Origin of the sequence: Streptomyces sp. GESEQ-4 (assembly GCF_017948455.1) — a bacterium.
Classification (GTDB): domain Bacteria; phylum Actinomycetota; class Actinomycetes; order Streptomycetales; family Streptomycetaceae; genus Streptomyces.
Window position 1 is genome coordinate 78505 of the sequence record NZ_JAFFSU010000016.1, and the last position, 14999, is coordinate 93503.

A 14999-nucleotide genomic window follows, 5' to 3' on the forward strand; every position below is an offset into this window, starting at 1 on the left:
CATGTCGGATTCATGACATGTGCGACTGTCCGCCTCGCCGGGCGGCGTGGAACTCTCGAATCCACGCCGCCCCCGAGGAGGGCCGATGGACAGACGCTACGAGATCTACTGTCTCGCCGACCGGATCTTCTACGAGACACCGGACCGTCTGCCCGCCGTCGCCGCCGGTACCGGCACCGCCGCCCTCTTCGAGGCCGCACAGCGGCCGGTCGCGGAAGGCTGGCGGCGCTTCACCTCCGGTGACTGGCTCCAGCTCGCCCCGGTCGACGAGCACGGCACGCCGTGCCCCGGGCTCCCGAGCCAGGGCTGGAAGATCCACGTCTCGGCCTGCCTGGACAACGCCGAGAAGACCGCCGCCAGACTGTGGGACTACTGCGTACCGCGCGGCATCCCCTTCAAGTTCGTGCCCGGCGCCCAGCCGCTGCTCCTGCGCAACTCCAAGTACGCCGCCCGCGGCGACAGCGGCAAGTTCGCCACCCTCTACCCGGCGGACGAGACCGAACTCCACCGGACCCTCCAGGAGTTGGGCGACCTGCTGGCCGGCGAACCCGGACCCGCCGTCCTCAGCGATCTGCGCTGGCAGGAGGGCCCGCTGTATGTGCGCTACGGCGGCTTCACCGAACGCCACTGCGTCGACGAGAACGGCGTCGTCGTCCCCGCCGTCGAGGACCCGGACGGCCGGCTGGTCCCCGACCGGCGCGACCCCGCCTTCCGGCCCCCCGCGTGGGTGACGCTCCCGGAGTTCCTGCGCCCGCACCTCGACGCGCGCAACGCCACCAGCACCCGCGACCTGCCGTACCGCATCGAACGGGCGCTGCACTTCTCCAACGGGGGCGGGGTCTACGCCGGCACCGAAGTACGTACCGGCGAGCAGGTCGTGCTGAAGGAGGCCCGGCCGTACGCGGGACTCACCGTGGACGGAGCGGATGCCGTGACCCGGCTGGAACGGGAGAAGGCGGCCTTGGAGCGGCTCACCGGGCTGGGTGTCGCGCCCGGAGTACGGGACTGGTTCACCCTCGGCGACCACCGCTTCCTCGTGATGGACTTCCTGGCGGGCAGCACCCTCAACTCCGCGATCGTGCGACGTCATCCGCTGCTCCAGCCCGAACCGGACCCGGACGCCGTCGCCACGTACACCCGCTGGGCGTCAGAGGTGCACCGCGCCACCGAGACCGCCGTTGCCGCCGTGCACGAGCGCGGACTGGTCTTCAACGACCTGCACCCCCTCAACATCATGCTCGCGCCGGACGACCGGACCGTCCGGCTGCTCGACTTCGAGGCCGCCACGCCCGTCGGCGAACACCGCGGCCAGACCATCGCCCACCCCGGTTTCGCCGCCCCCTCCGACCGCGCCGGCCACGACGTCGACCACTACGCCCTCGCCTGTCTGCGACTCGCGCTCTTCCTGCCCATGACGTCCCTGCTCGTCATCGACCGCGGCAAGGCCGCCCACCTCGCCGAGACAGCGGCCGACCAGTTCCCGGACCTGCCGCGGCAGTTCCTGGACGAGGCGGTCCGCGTCATCACGGGTGAGCGGAAGCCCGGCGCCCCGCCAGGTGCTCGCGATCGGGCTGCCGGCGGTGTGGGCCGCCCTGGCGGTGCCCGCGGACGGGCCGGCCTCCAGGACCGGCGGTTCGATGCCGCGCCCGGCCCCGCGTCCTGGCTCCCCGCCGATCCCGCGGGTCGGCAGGAAGGCTCGGCGTCCATGGTGCGGGCGATCCTCCGTTCCGCCACGCCCGGCCGGGACGACCGGCTCGTGCCCGGTGACATCGCCCAGTTCTCCGAGGGCGGCGGCCTCGGTATGGCGTACGGCGCCGCCGGAGTCCTCTATGCGCTCGACGAGACGGGGAACGGGCGCTGGGAGGAGGGTGAGCAGTGGCTCCTGGACCACACAGACCCGCCGCCCGACGGGACACCGCCCGGCTTCTACGACGGCCTCGCCGGGGTGGCGTACCTGCTCGACCGCCTCGGACACACCGGCCGTGCGCTCGATCTCATGAGCCGCGTCCTCGACGAGCCCTGGCAGCGGCTCGCCCCCGGCCTGCACGGCGGACTCGCGGGCCTCGGGCTCACCCTCGACCAGCTGGCCCGTACGACGGGGGAGCCGGGGCTGCGCGACCACGCGATCACGGCGGCCCGCATCCTCGCGGAACGCGACCACTCGGCGCGCGGGCGGGCGGGACTGCTGGACGGCGCGACCGGACCGGCGCTGTTCTTCCTGCGGCTGTACGAGTCCACCGGTGACCGCGGGCTCCTCGACCACGCGGCGTCCGCGCTCCGCGCCGACCTCGCCCGGTGCGTACGGGACGACACCGGCACCCTCGCCGTGGACGAGGGCTTCCGCACCATGCCGTACCTCGGGTCGGGCAGTGTCGGCATCGGCACGGTCATCGAGGACTACCTCGTCCACCGCCCCGACGACGAGGAGTTCGCCCGGGCCCGCAGCGACATCGCGCCGGCGGCCCGGTCCCGGTACTACGCGCAGCCCGGCCTCTTCCACGGGCGCGCGGGAATGATCCTGCACCTCGCCCGGACGGGGGCCGCACGTGCCGACCTGGACGCGCAGACCGCCGCACTCGGCTGGTACGCCATGGCGTACGAGGGCGAACTCGCCTTCCCCGGCGAGCAGATGATGCGCCTCTCCATGGACCTGGCCACCGGCACCGCGGGCTGCCTCCTCGCCACCACCGCGGCCCGCCCCGGCCGCACCGCGGCGCTCCCCTTCCTTCCGCCGCTGCCCGCCGCGGCGGCCCACGAACCGGCCCGAGAAGGGTCGTGACACACACAACCCGTCCCCACGAAAGGACAACAGACATGGCACTGCTCGACCTGCAGACACTCGAAGTCCCCGAAGACGACGGCATGGACGGCGGCGGCGCGAACAGCAATCTCAGCGTCACCGGCTGCCCCGGCAAGAGCAGCCTGAGCCTGCTCAGCTGCTGAGATCGAGGCACCGCCTCCCTGCCGGCCCCGGACGGCTTCTCCGCCGCCCGGGGCCGGTGCGATGCCGACGGAAGGACGATGAAAGGCCGACGGGAGGCAGACGGAAGGACGAGGCGGGTCAGGAGGGATCACATGTCTCAAGTCCCCGCCGCATCACGGCGGTTCGTGCGGGACACCGTGCGGCAGGGCGCCGCGCCCGCCGTGACCGTACTGGTGGCCGGTGTGCTGCTGGCCGCCACCGCACTCGCACTGCCCGCCGTGACCGGGCGGGCCCTCGATCTGCTGCTGGCCGGACGGCAGGGTGAGGCGGGCAGGTGGGTGGTGCTGTGCGCCGTCCTCACCGCGGTCGCCGTCCTGGCCGGGGCCGTGGAGGGCATGGTGACCGCCAGTGGCAGCGCGGGAGCGACGGCCCGGATCCGCACAACGGTGCTGCGGCATCTGCTCGATGCCGGGCCGCGAGCCGGCGAACGGTTCGCGCACGGGGACCTCGTGGCGCGGCTCGTCGGAAACGCCGCCCAGGCCGGGACCGTGCCCGTGGCGCTCGCCGCCGCGCTGGCCGCCGTCGTCACGCCGGTCGGCGGGCTGGTCGCCCTCGCCCTCACCGATGTCGTCACCGCCGGTGTGGTGCTGATCGGGATGCCCCTGCTCGTCCTGGTCGTCAAGGTCTTCGTCCGGACCTTCGGCGACCACACCGACCGCTATCTGCGCGCCCAGGGCGAGATGGCGGGACGCCTCACGGAGGCGCTGCGCGGGGCCCGTACCATCGCCGCGGCCGGTACCCGCGAACGGGACGCGGCCCGCATCCTCGCGCCGCTGCCCGAACTGTCCCGGCAGGGACACCTCGTCTGGCGGATCATGGGCCGCTCCACCGCGCAGGCCTCCCTGCTCCTTCCCCTGCTCGAACTCGCCGTCCTCGTCGTCGCCGGACTCCGGGTCGCGGCCGGAGAACTGAGCGTCGGCGGCATGCTGGCCGCATGGCGGTACGCCGTCCTGGCCACCGGCGCCGGCGGGATCGTAGAAGAGCTCAGCGGCCTGATCCGGGGCCGCGGCGCGGCGCTACGGCTCGGCGAGGTGCTCGACCAGCCCGTCATGGCGTACGGCGCGGTCCGCGAACTTCCGCCGGGCGACGGCACTCTGGAGTTCCGCGGCGTCACTCTGCGCCACGCGGGCCGGGAGGTGCTGCGCGGAATCGACCTGCGGCTGCCGGGCGGCACGGCGGTCGCCGTCGTCGGCCGCTCCGGCAGCGGCAAGTCGGCCCTGGCCGCCCTCGCCGGGCGGCTCACCGACCCCGACACGGGCACGGTCCTCCTCGACGGTGTCCCGCTCCCCGAGCTGACCCGTCGGACACTGCGCCGCGAGACCGGGTACGCCTTCGCGCGGCCGGCCCTGCTCGGCGGCACCGTCGGCGGCACCATCGCCTTCGGTGCGTACGACCCCGGCGAGCGGGCCGTCGCCGACGCGGCCCGCGCCGCCTGCGCCGACGACTACGTGCGCCGGCTGCCCGAGGGATACGGCACGGCCGTCGCCGACGCGCCGCTGTCCGGCGGGGAGGCCCAACGCCTGGGCCTGGCACGGGCGTTCGCGCATGCCGGGCGGCTGCTCGTGCTCGACGACGCCATGTCCAGCCTGGACGCCGTCACCGAACTGAAGGTGTCCCGCGCGCTCCTGCACGGCCGCGGAGCCCGCACCTGCCTGATCGTCGCCCATCGCGCCGCCACGGCCGCCCGCGCGCGGCAGGTGGTGTGGCTGGCGGACGGACGGGTCCGTGCGGTGGGAACGCACACGCAGCTGTGGCAACTCCCCGCCTACCGCGAGGTGTTCGCAGAGGAGCCCGTCGATGCCTGAGACCGTCCGGGCGGTGCTTCCGCAGCTGCGCCGCGCGCCGCGCGCCGTCGTACGGCTGCTCGCCTGGTCGGTCCTGGAGACCGCCCAGACCTTCCTGCTCGGGTACGCGCTCGCCCGTGCGCTCGACGACGGGTTCCTGCGGGGCGAACCCGGCACCGGTGTGCGCTGGCTCGCCGGGGCCGCGCTCGCGGTGGTGCTCGGGGCGTTCGGGACGGCCCGGGTCTACGCGGCACTGGCCGGAATCGTGGAGCCGATGCGCGACGACCTCGTGTGCCGGATCGTGCACCGGGCGCTGCGGAACCCGGACGGGGCGGCGGTGTCCCGGCTGACCCATCAGGTGGAGATCGCCCGCGACACCCTGGCAGGCCTGCTGCTGGTCTCCCGCACCTTCCTGCTCGCGGCGGTCGCGGCGCTGGCCGGTCTGCTCGCACTGGCCCCCGTCCTGCTGCTGATCGTCGTACCGCCGCTGGTCGCCGGGCTCGCGCTGTTCGCGGCGACGCTGCGGCCGCTGGCCCGGCGGCAGACCGCCTTCCTCGTCGCCGACGAAGCCGTCACAGCCGACCTGGACGCCGCGCTGGCCGGGCTGCGGGACATCGTGGCGGCCGGCGCCCAGCCCCAGGTGGCAGCCGGCGCCGCCCGCCGTATCGACGCGGAGCTGCGGGCGGCCCGAGCCCTGGCCCGCTGGGGCACCCTCCGGGAGCTGGCCGTCGGGATCGCGGGCCGCCTGCCGGTCGTCCTGCTGCTGGCGAGCGCCCCCTGGCTGCTCGGCCACGGCGTCACCCCCGGCGCCCTGGTCGCCGCCCTCGCCTACCTCACCCAGTCCCTGCTCCCCGCCCTCCAGAGCCTCGTCCTGTCCCTCGGCACCGCCGCCGCCCGCCTCGCCGTCGTCCTGAACCGCCTGACCCCGGACGGCATGGAGCCGCCCGAGCCACGGCCGCTCCTCGACCGGGACACGCCGGGCGCCGCGGCATCCCGGCCCGCTGTCTCGGTGCGCGGCCTCACGTTCGCCACGGAGCCGGCCGAGTCACGGCCTCCCCTCGCCGCCTTTCCGCCCGACCGGGATACGCCCGGCGCCGCGGGGCCCCGGCCCGCTGTCTCGGTGCGCGGCCTCGCGTTCGCCACGGAGCCGGCCGAGTCACGGCCTCCCCTCGCCTCCCTTCCGCCCGATCGGGATGCACCCGGTGCCGCGGGGCCCCGGCCCGCCGTCTCGGTGCGCGGCCTCACCTTCGCTTACGGGTCTCATGCGGAACCGGTGCTGCGCGGACTGGACCTCGATCTGGCTCCGGGTGGGCATCTCGCGGTGGCCGGGCCCAGCGGGATCGGGAAATCCACGTTGACCGCGCTGATCGCGGGGGTGCTGGAGCCGGACCGGGGTGAGGTGCGGCTGTCGGGCGTGCCGGTGAGCGGGCGGCAGCCGGAGGCGTCGGCGGCCCTGCGGGTGCTCGTGCCGCAGGAGGCGTACGTGTTCACGGGGACGGTGCGCGAGAACGTCGACTATCTGTGTCCCGAGCCGCCCTCCGATGCCGCCGTGTCGGCCTCGTGCGCCGCCGTCGGGGCGGACGGGCTCGTCGCCCGTCTGGGCGGGCCGGACGGACAGGTGGACCCCGGGTCCCTCTCCGCGGGGGAACGGCAGCTGTTGGCGCTGGCGCGGGCCCATCTCGCCCCGGTGGCCCTCGTCCTGCTCGACGAGGCGACCTGCCATCTCGATCCCGCGGCCGAAGCCCGTGCGGAGCGTGCGTTCGCCGAGCGCGGGCGGGCGCGGGCGCGGGCCGGGGGCGCCCTGGTCGTCGTCGCACACCGCATCAGCTCGGCACGCCGCGCCGACCGCATCCTGGTGATGGACGGCGCGCACACCGACTGCGGTACGCACGAGGAGCTGCTCGCACGGTCCGCCCTCTACCGCGATCTCGCGGGAAGCTGGGCGGAGGGGGCACACCCGGATGTGGGGGCACACCCGGACGTGGCGTCACACCCAGCCCTCTGTCCGACAGATCCGGATGGCGTCGATCCGGTTGCGGGCCCCGGTCTTGCGGGTGATGGCCGCCATGTAGTTGCGCACGGTCCCGTTGGACAGATGGAGGCTGCTCGCGATCTCGGCGAACGAGGCGCCCGCGGCGGCCAGTGACAGCACGGTCAACTCCCGCTGCGTCAGCGGGATCTGCGCGGCCCTGAGGAAGGTGAAGCCGAGCGAGGTGTCGACGAATCGCTCACCCTTCGCGACGGCCCGGACGGCGGTCACCAACTGCTGCGGCGACCCCTCCTTGTTGAGGTAGCCGAGGGCCCGCGCCTCGACCGCCCGTCTCAGCGGCCCCGGTCTGTTCGCGGTGCCGAGCACCAGCAGCCGGCAGGGTCCGGGATCCGGAGGGGGCCGGTCGGGGGCGCCGAGGCCCAGCGGCAGCTCCTCCAGCGGAGGCATGTCGTACGGGTCGGAGCAGCTCAGGTCCGCCACGCACACGTCCGGGGACAAGGACCGCACACACTTCGATGCCATGTGCCACGGCGCGTCGAAGACGTCCAGGTCCCCTTCCCGCGCCAGCCAGTCCGCGAGCGCCGAGCGTAAGAGACACTCGTCGTGCACCAGGAATACCCGGATCACGTCCCGCTCCTTCGGTCCCGTGGTTCCGTGTACCGGTCACTTCGTCCGGTGTGCTGCTGTCCATACTGGCGGGCGAATACCCGCGGCGTGGGCGAACATGGGCCCAAATCTGGACATGCAAAGGGAGACAGGGGAGTTGGGCGTGTTCCCCGGGCGGTCCGGTCGTCAGGCCGGTTCGGTCGGCTCGGTCGTCAGGTCGATCAGCCTGCACACCGTCTCGATGTCGATCTTCACCTGGGCGATGGACGCACGGCCCGAGAGCCAGGTGATCAGCGCCGAGTGCCAGGTGTGCTCGATGACGCGGACGGCGGAGAGCTGCTCGGGCGTGGGGTTCTCCAGGCCCATCGCGTCGAGGATGATCACGGTCGTCTGACGGGACACCTGGTCGACCTCGGGCGAGACACTGCGGTCCGCGAAAGTGAGCGCGCGGACCATCGCGTCGGCGAGATGCGGCTCGCGCTGCAGCGCGCGGAACGCCCGCATCAGGGTCTCCGCGACCCGCTCCGCCGCCGTCTCCCCGGCCGGCGGCTTCTTCCGCAGCGTGCCGTGCATGTGCTCCAACTGGTCCTGCATCGTGGCGACCAGCAGATGCACCTTGGACGGGAAGTACCGGTACAGCGTGCCGAGCGCCACCTGCGAGGACTCCGCGACCTCCCGCATCTGCACCGCGTCGAAACCACCCCGGCTCGCCAGCTGCGCGCTCGCGTGCAGGATGCGACGGCGACGTGCCTCCTGCCGCTCGGTGAGGGGCGGAGAGGCGGGGTGCGAGGTACTGGCGTCCGCAGGCATGGGTCCCGTTCCGTGACAGTCCGTGAGGGCGTGCGATCAGACAGCATGGCAGGCTCGGTGGGGTCGCGCCGTCGTGGCGTGAATCACCTGATCCTCCGCTCACAGCGGCCCTACCTGCCGGTAGATTCAGAGCCTCTTGAACGATCAAGTCTGAAACTTGTTCTAGATTAGCGTCCCGGCGTAATCTCGCGGGACAGTGCGTGGAGAAGGGGGCCCAGAGTGACCGCTGAGGCCAGTCAGGCGGGGTCCGAGGAGGATCCGGCAGCCGACGGCGGGCGACCGCTCCGTATCGCGCTCCTCACCTACAAAGGGAACCCGTTCTGCGGCGGCCAGGGCGTCTACGTACGGCACCTCTCCCGCGAACTCGCCCGCCTCGGTCACCGCGTCGAGGTCATCGGCGCCCAGCCGTACCCGGTCCTGGACGAGGGTTACGACGCCCTGAGCCTCACGGAACTCCCCAGCCTCGACCTTTACCGCCACCCGGACCCCTTCCGGAACCCCAGGCCCGGCGAGTACCGCGACTGGATCGACGCGCTCGAGGTCGCGACGATGTGGACCGGCGGCTTCCCCGAACCCCTCACCTTCTCCCTCCGCGCCCGGCGTCATCTCCGCGCCCGGCACGGCGAGTTCGACGTCGTCCACGACAACCAGACCCTGGGCTACGGCCTGTTGGGCGACGTGGGCGCCCCCCTCGTCACCACCATCCACCACCCGATCACCGTGGACCGCCGCCTGGAGCTGGACGCGGCCGAGGGCTGGCAGCAGCGGTGGTCCAAGCGCCGCTGGTACGGCTTCACCCGCATGCAGAAGCGCGTCGCACGCCGCCTGCCGTCCGTGCTCACCGTCTCCGGCACGTCCCGCCAGGAGATCATCGACGATCTCGGCGTCCGCGAGGACCGTATCCACGTCGTCCATATCGGCGCCGACACCGACCTGTTCTCGCCGAATCCCGCGGTACGGCAGGTGCCGGGGCGGATCGTGACGACGTCGAGTGCGGACGTGCCGTTGAAGGGCCTGGTGTTCCTGGTCGAGGCGCTGGCGAAGGTCCGTACGGAACACCCCGACGCGCACCTCGTCGTCGTCGGCAAGCGCCCCACGGAGGGGCCGGTCGCCCAGGCCGTCGAGCGGTACGGCCTCGAAGGCGCCGTCGAGTTCGTCAAGGGCATCTCCGACGCCGAACTCGTCGACCTCATCCGCTCCGCCCAGGTCGCCTGCGTGCCGTCCCTCTACGAGGGCTTCTCCCTCCCCGCCGCCGAGGCGATGGCCACGGGGACGCCGCTGCTCGCCACGACCGGCGGCGCCATCCCGGAGGTCGCCGGACGCGACGGCGAGACGTGCCTCGCGGTGCCGCCGGGCGACCCGGGCGCGCTGGCCACCGGCCTGAACCGGCTGCTCGGCGACCCGGAGTTGAGAGCGCGGCTGGGGCGCGCCGGCCGTGAGCGAGTGCTGAAGCACTTCACCTGGGCGCGGGCCGCCGAGGGCACGGTGTCCCGTTACCGCGAGGCGATGGCGCCCTCTGCCGCCACGCCGCCCGGCCGCTCCGCCGCCGCAGAAGCTGTTGACGTTGTATCCGATCGCGAAAGCAGGGCCACGTGCTGACCGTCGACTTCTCCCGGTTCCCGCTCGCCCCCGGCGACCGTGTGCTGGACCTCGGCTGCGGTGCCGGCCGGCACGCGTTCGAGTGTTATCGGCGGGGTGCGCAGGTCGTGGCGCTGGACCAGAACGCCGAGGAGATCAGCGAGGTCGCGAAGTGGTTCGCGGCGATGAAGGAGGCGGGGGAGGCACCGGAGGGGGCCACCGCGACCGCCATGGAGGGCGACGCCCTCGCGCTGCCCTTCCCGGACGAGTCCTTCGACGTCGTCATCATCTCCGAGGTGATGGAGCACATCCCGGACGACAAGGGCGTACTCGCGGAGATGGTGCGGGTGTTGAAGCCCGGCGGGCGGATCGCGGTCACCGTCCCCCGCTACGGCCCCGAGAAGGTCTGCTGGGCCCTGTCCGACGCCTACCACGAGGTCGAGGGCGGCCACATCCGCATCTACAAGGCGGACGAACTGATCGGGAAGATCAAGGAGGCGGGGCTCAAGCCGTACGGCAGTCATCACGCCCACGCCCTCCACAGCCCCTACTGGTGGCTCAAGTGCGCGTTCGGCGTGGACAACGACAAGGCGCTGCCGGTCAAGGCGTACCACAAGCTGCTGGTCTGGGACATCATGAAGAAACCCCTGGCGACCAGGGTCGCCGAGCAGGCGCTCAACCCGCTGATCGGCAAGAGTTTCGTGGTCTACGCGACCAAGCCCCACCTCCCGCGTCTCGCCGAAGCCGAGGTGGCCGCCAAGTGACCACCCCCCGGACAGAACACCTCGTCCTGCCCGGGGTCCTCACCGCGGAGGAGGCCGCCGCGACCGTCGCCGGCATCCTCGCCGTGCAGCGGGAGGACGGCGCGATCCCGTGGTTCCGGGGGCACCACCTCGACCCGTGGGACCACGTCGAGGCGGCGATGGGCCTGGACGCGGCCGGTGAACACGAGGCCGCCGAGCGGGCGTACCTGTGGCTGGCGGCCCATCAGAACGAGGACGGCTCGTGGTACGCGGCGTACCACGACGGCGAAGCCTGTGCGGTCACCGACCGGGGCCGCGAGACGAACTTCGTCGCCTACGCGGCCGTAGGCGTCTGGCACCACTACCTCGCGACCGGCGACGACACGTTCCTGGACCGCATGTGGCCCGTCGTCCACGCGGCGATCGAGTTCGTGCTGCGCCTCCAGCAGCCGGGCGGGCAGATCGGCTGGAAGCGCGAGGACGACGGCACGGGCGTCAACGACGCGCTGCTGACCGGGAGTTCGTCGATCCATCAGGCACTGCGCTGCGCTCTCGCCATCGCCGAACAGCGTGAAGAGCCGCAGCCGGACTGGGAGTTGGCGGTCGGCGCGCTGCGGCACGCGATCCGCCGGCACCCCGAGCGGTTCCTCGACAAGGACCGCTACTCGATGGACTGGTACTACCCAGTGCTGGGGGGCGCGTTGACGGACGCGGAAGCCAAGTCCCGGATCGAGACGGACTGGGACCGCTTCGTCGTGCCCGGCCTCGGCGTGCGCTGCGTCGTCCCCAACCCGTGGGTGACGGGCGGGGAGTCGGCCGAACTCGCCCTCGCGCTCTGGGCGATGGGCGAGTCCGACCACGCGCTGGACATCCTGCAGTCCATCCAGCACCTGCGGGACCCGGAGACCGGCCTCTACTGGACGGGCTACGTGTTCGAGGACCGCAAGGTCTGGCCCCGCGAACTGACCACCTGGACAGCCGGCTCCCTTCTTCTCGCGGTAGCCGCACTGGGCGGCGACGAGGCAACGTGCGCGGTGTTCAGTGGGGAGCGGTTGCCGAGGGGGCTGGACCCGGACTGCTGTGGCTGAAGCGCCCCGAAGGGGCGCGGGGAACTGCGCGACCAGCCACGACGAACCCGCAGTGATCCACCGGCCCCTCCCGCGGAGCGCTCAGTGCTTGCTGATTCGGCCTGCTAGGGCGTGTCCCACGAACAAGTACACGACCGCCGCCAGGCCGTAACCGCAGACCACCCGCGCCCATTGCTCGTCGAAGGTGAACAGGTCATGGGACCAGCCGGCAAGCCAGCGGGCCGCGTCATGGATGAACTGCACGAAGTCGTTCGCGCCGTTCGCATCCAGCAGATACATCAGGATCCACAGCCCGAGGATGCCGGCCATGACGTCGGCGACGAGGGCGATGACCCTCCCGGCCTGATTGGAGCCAGAGGTAGGAGACATACCTTGCGGATTGCCCTTGAACTCTGAATCAAACCAAGTCGACTGCCGTTAACCCTCCGTTCCACCGGAATCGGCCCTACCAGGGGCCGGTGTTAGAGATGACCACCGATGATCCTGCCCCCGGAGAGGGCAGGAGAGCCGGTGTCCGAAGCAGACAGACCGCACGCCACATCCGAAGCCGACAGACCACGCGCCGCAGCGGAACCACGACTCGCCACCCGAAGCAGGGAACGCCGCCGACGGCGCTTACCCCTCCACGTCGCCATCGCCCTGCCACTCGCCCTGACCGGACTGATCGCCCTGCTCGTCACGGGCAACGCACTGCGCCCGTTCGACCGTGTCATCACCCTCCACTCCCTCATGGCCTCCAAGTCCGACTACTTCAAAGACCCCGAAGTACAGCGGCTGTTGCTGAAGCACGGCATCCGCGTCGACATCAAACGGCTCGGCTCCCTCGGTATCGCCAAGCAGTCCCTGGACGGCATGGACGTGGTCTTCCCGTCCGGCCAGCCCGCGGCCAGGCTGATCCTCAACCGGCAGAAGCGATCGGTGCATTCGGCACGCCCCTTCGTCACACCGCTGGTGCTCGGCACGTTCCGGCAGTACGCCGAGACCCTGGAGAAGGCGGGCGTGGCCACCGCGCAGCCGACGACGGACGGCAGCAAGACGCTCTACTACGACCTGAACATGGCCGGGTTCATGGAACTGCTCGACGGCCTGCACGAGGGACGCGAGATGGCCCACCAGGACAAGGACAGGATCAAGGAACGCGCCGACACCTGGAACGGCATCGGCTTCGACAAGACAGGCAACGGGCGCAGCAACGGCAACCGTGTCCTGGTCCGCACATCCGACGTCTGCGAGTCCAACTCCGCGGGCAGTTACCTCAGCATCCTCGCCTTCGTCGCGAACGGTGACAGCACACCGGGTGCGGACGAGAACGACAAGGCCGCCATCAAGGAGGCCGAGGAGGTCGCCCGGAAGATCAAGCCCCTCATCACCCTCCAGGGAATGTGGGACGACGAACAGGCCGAGAGCTACTTCTCCGACGTAGGCGACACCGTCCCCATCGCCCTGATCTACGAGCACCAGTACCTGGCCCACCAGATCGACTACGTGAGCAAGAAGAAGCAGCGCGATTCCCGCCGCGTCCTGCTCTACCCCTCTCCCTCCGCCCTCACCAAGCCGCAGCTCATCTCCCTCAGCGAGAACGGAGACCGGCTGGTCGAGCTCATCAAGGAGGACCGCGACCTGCGTCGACGCGCCATCGAACTGGGCTTCCGCGTCCGGGCCTCCGGCGAGGACGGCACCGGCAGGCAACTCGACACGTATCTGCGCGAGCACGGGATACAGGCGCCGGTCGACAACCCCGACCAGACCGCGATGTACGAGCCCGACCTGGAGGTCCTGGAGCGGATCATCGATGACGTCGGCGGATGCTCACCGCCCGAACGGGACGCCCCATGAGCCGGTACGCCCGCACCGTCACCGCCTCCCTGGCCCTCACGCTGGCCCTCCTCGCCACCCTCACCTCCTGCGGCACGGGCGAAGAGGACGTCACCCTGCGGGTCCTCGCCAGCCCCGAACTCGCCGACCTGGAACCCCTGTTGGGCGAGCTGAAGGACGACACCGGCGTGCAGCTGGAGATGGACTACCGGGCCACGGCCGATCTCGCGGGCGCCCGGAAGCCGTCGTACGACCTGGCCTGGCCCACTTCCGACCGCTCTTTCCTGCTGCGCCTGGAGGACTCCGGCGAGCGGGCCACCCGGCCCGAGTCCACCCCGATCATGCGCTCGCCGGTGGTGGTCGGGCTCGCCCCCGGGACCGCCGAGGCCCTGAAGGCGAAGGTGCCCGGCGGACGGCTGTCGTGGGCGGACCTCGCGGACGCGGCGGCCGACGGGACCGTACGGTTCGGGATGGCCGACCCGCGCCGCAGCGACACCGGGCGCGCGGCCCTCGTCGGCGTCGCGACGGCGGCGGCGGGAACCGGCAGCGCGTTGCGCGAACAGGACGTCTCCTGCGACCGGTTGCGTGGTTTCCGCTCGGGCCAGACCCTCACAGGCGCCAGCTCGCGCGAGCTGGTCGACGCCTACGTACGCAATCAGAAGGACGCCGACGCGCTGATCGCGCACGAGTCCGAACTGCTGTCCCTGAACGCCACGGACAAGCTGCGCGAGCCGCTCCAGATCGTGCACCCCGAGGACGGCATGGTGCTGTCCGACTTCCCGCTGCTGCTCCTGAACTCCGACCAGCGGACCGCGTACGGCAAAGTCGTCGACTGGCTGCTGAGCGCCGACACGCAGCAGAAGCTGATGAAGCGCACCTGGCGCCGCCCCGTCAACCAGGACGTCACGCCCGCCCAGCCCCTCCAGGCACCGGTCGGCAACGCGCTCGCCTTCCCCGACCGGCTGTCCGTCGTCGAGCGACTCGTCGCCGACTACGGCGACCCCGCGAGCGCCACCACCGACCAAGTGGTGTTCCTGCTCGACTTCTCCACCTCCATGCGCGGCGACCGCATCACCGACCTGCGTGCCGCCTTCGCCGACCTCAGCGGCGCCGACCCCACGTCCACCGGGAAGTTCGCCCGCTTCTACCGGGGCGAGCACCTCACAGTCGTACGATTCGGCGGCAGCGTCCTTCAGGAACGCACGGTGATCGTGCGCGGGGACGGCGATCTCCGCGCCCTGGACCAAGTGGTGGCCGCCGACGACTTCGACGACGCCACCGCCGTATGGTCGGCCCTCGACCGCGGCTACCGCATCGCCGCGGCGGCCGTGAAGGCGGCACCCGAACGGCCCGTGTCCATCGTGCTGATGACGGACGGCGAGAGCAACGCGGGCATCGGCTATACGGAGTTCCTGCGCCGCCACTCCCGGCTCGCGCCCGACGCACGCGAAGTACCCACCTTCCCCGTCCACTTCGGCGAGGCCGACGCCGGAGCCCTCGAGAAGGCCGCGACCGCGACCGGCGGCCGCATGGTCGACGCCGGCCTTTCCTCACTCTCCGACGCTTTCAAGGAGATCCGTGGGTGTCATTGACAGTCAGTGG

11 protein-coding genes and 1 pseudogene are annotated in these 14999 nt (G+C 71.9%); 9 read left to right on the forward strand and 3 right to left on the reverse strand.

Translation table 11 applies throughout. The features are described 5' to 3' along the window. The first annotated feature begins 85 nt into the window (after positions 1-85). The 4 genes from lanKC (at position 86) to KCH48_RS43485 (ending at position 6913) form a co-directional block, all read left to right on the forward strand. Complete coding sequence (lanKC, locus tag KCH48_RS27760) at positions 86-2779, forward strand: class III lanthionine synthetase LanKC (protein WP_210577624.1); 2694 nt, start codon at positions 86-88, stop codon at positions 2777-2779. A gap of 35 nt (positions 2780-2814) precedes the next feature. After that, on the forward strand, positions 2815-2943 hold the full coding sequence (locus KCH48_RS27765) for a SapB/AmfS family lanthipeptide (RefSeq protein WP_210577625.1): 129 nt from the start codon (positions 2815-2817) through the stop codon (positions 2941-2943). A 132-nt stretch (positions 2944-3075) separates the two neighbouring features. After that, positions 3076-4788: an ABC transporter ATP-binding protein gene (locus tag KCH48_RS27770; RefSeq protein WP_210577626.1), complete on the forward strand. Its 1713-nt coding sequence runs from the start codon at positions 3076-3078 to the stop codon at positions 4786-4788. After that, positions 4781-6913 (forward strand): ABC transporter ATP-binding protein, encoded by a 2133-nt coding sequence (locus KCH48_RS43485; RefSeq protein ID WP_246885976.1) that lies wholly within the window; start codon positions 4781-4783, stop codon positions 6911-6913. The genes KCH48_RS27770 and KCH48_RS43485 overlap by 8 nt, the downstream gene beginning before the upstream one ends. Here KCH48_RS43485 and KCH48_RS43225 read toward each other — a convergent pair. Both KCH48_RS43225 and KCH48_RS27785 read right to left on the reverse strand, forming a co-directional pair. Beyond that, positions 6839-7279 (reverse strand): annotated as a pseudogene (locus KCH48_RS43225) (LuxR C-terminal-related transcriptional regulator); the annotation flags it as partial. The gene KCH48_RS43485 and the pseudogene KCH48_RS43225 overlap by 75 nt on opposite strands. Positions 7280-7549: 270 nt before the next feature. After that, entirely contained in the window at positions 7550-8173 is a 624-nt protein-coding gene (locus tag KCH48_RS27785; RefSeq protein ID WP_210577628.1) for a TetR family transcriptional regulator, read from the reverse strand. Positions 8174-8392: 219 nt separating this feature from the next. Between KCH48_RS27785 and KCH48_RS27790 the strand changes: the two genes are divergently transcribed. The 3 genes from KCH48_RS27790 to KCH48_RS27800 are packed head-to-tail and all read left to right on the forward strand — an operon-like array spanning position 8393 to position 11582. After that, on the forward strand, positions 8393-9772 hold the full coding sequence (locus KCH48_RS27790; protein ID WP_210577629.1) for a glycosyltransferase family 4 protein: 1380 nt from the start codon (positions 8393-8395) through the stop codon (positions 9770-9772). Further along, a complete protein-coding gene (locus KCH48_RS27795) occupies positions 9766-10515 on the forward strand; it encodes a class I SAM-dependent methyltransferase (RefSeq protein ID WP_210577630.1) in 750 nt (249 codons plus the stop codon). The genes KCH48_RS27790 and KCH48_RS27795 overlap by 7 nt, the downstream gene beginning before the upstream one ends. Beyond that, a complete protein-coding gene (locus KCH48_RS27800) occupies positions 10512-11582 on the forward strand; it encodes a prenyltransferase (protein ID WP_210577631.1) in 1071 nt (356 codons plus the stop codon). The genes KCH48_RS27795 and KCH48_RS27800 overlap by 4 nt, the downstream gene beginning before the upstream one ends. An 81-nt stretch (positions 11583-11663) precedes the next feature. On the opposite strand, the gene KCH48_RS27805 is transcribed toward KCH48_RS27800, so the two are convergent. Continuing rightward, positions 11664-11951: a hypothetical protein gene (locus tag KCH48_RS27805; RefSeq protein ID WP_210577632.1), complete on the reverse strand. Its 288-nt coding sequence runs from the start codon at positions 11949-11951 to the stop codon at positions 11664-11666. A 141-nt stretch (positions 11952-12092) separates the two neighbouring features. On the opposite strand from KCH48_RS27805, the gene KCH48_RS27810 reads away from it, so the two are divergent. Continuing rightward, positions 12093-13418, forward strand: a complete 1326-nt coding sequence (locus tag KCH48_RS27810) for a hypothetical protein (RefSeq protein WP_210577633.1) — start codon at positions 12093-12095, stop codon at positions 13416-13418. Then, positions 13415-14989, forward strand: a complete 1575-nt coding sequence (locus KCH48_RS27815) for a substrate-binding domain-containing protein (RefSeq protein WP_210577634.1) — start codon at positions 13415-13417, stop codon at positions 14987-14989. Before KCH48_RS27810 ends, KCH48_RS27815 begins: the two co-directional genes overlap by 4 nt. The last annotated feature ends 10 nt before the right edge of the window (positions 14990-14999 follow it).

Excerpts from the sequence above, each read along its gene's own strand:
- lanKC (WP_210577624.1), top strand. The coding sequence starts at position 86 with ATGGACAGACGCTACGAGATCTACTGTCTCGCCGACCGGATCTTCTAC.
- KCH48_RS27805 (WP_210577632.1), bottom strand. The coding sequence starts at position 11,951 with ATGTCTCCTACCTCTGGCTCCAATCAGGCCGGGAGGGTCATCGCCCTC.
- KCH48_RS27785 (WP_210577628.1), bottom strand. The coding sequence starts at position 8,173 with ATGCCTGCGGACGCCAGTACCTCGCACCCCGCCTCTCCGCCCCTCACC.
- KCH48_RS27765 (WP_210577625.1), top strand. The coding sequence starts at position 2,815 with ATGGCACTGCTCGACCTGCAGACACTCGAAGTCCCCGAAGACGACGGC.
- KCH48_RS27770 (WP_210577626.1), top strand. The coding sequence starts at position 3,076 with ATGTCTCAAGTCCCCGCCGCATCACGGCGGTTCGTGCGGGACACCGTG.
- KCH48_RS27815 (WP_210577634.1), top strand. The coding sequence starts at position 13,415 with ATGAGCCGGTACGCCCGCACCGTCACCGCCTCCCTGGCCCTCACGCTG.
- KCH48_RS43485 (WP_246885976.1), top strand. The coding sequence starts at position 4,781 with ATGCCTGAGACCGTCCGGGCGGTGCTTCCGCAGCTGCGCCGCGCGCCG.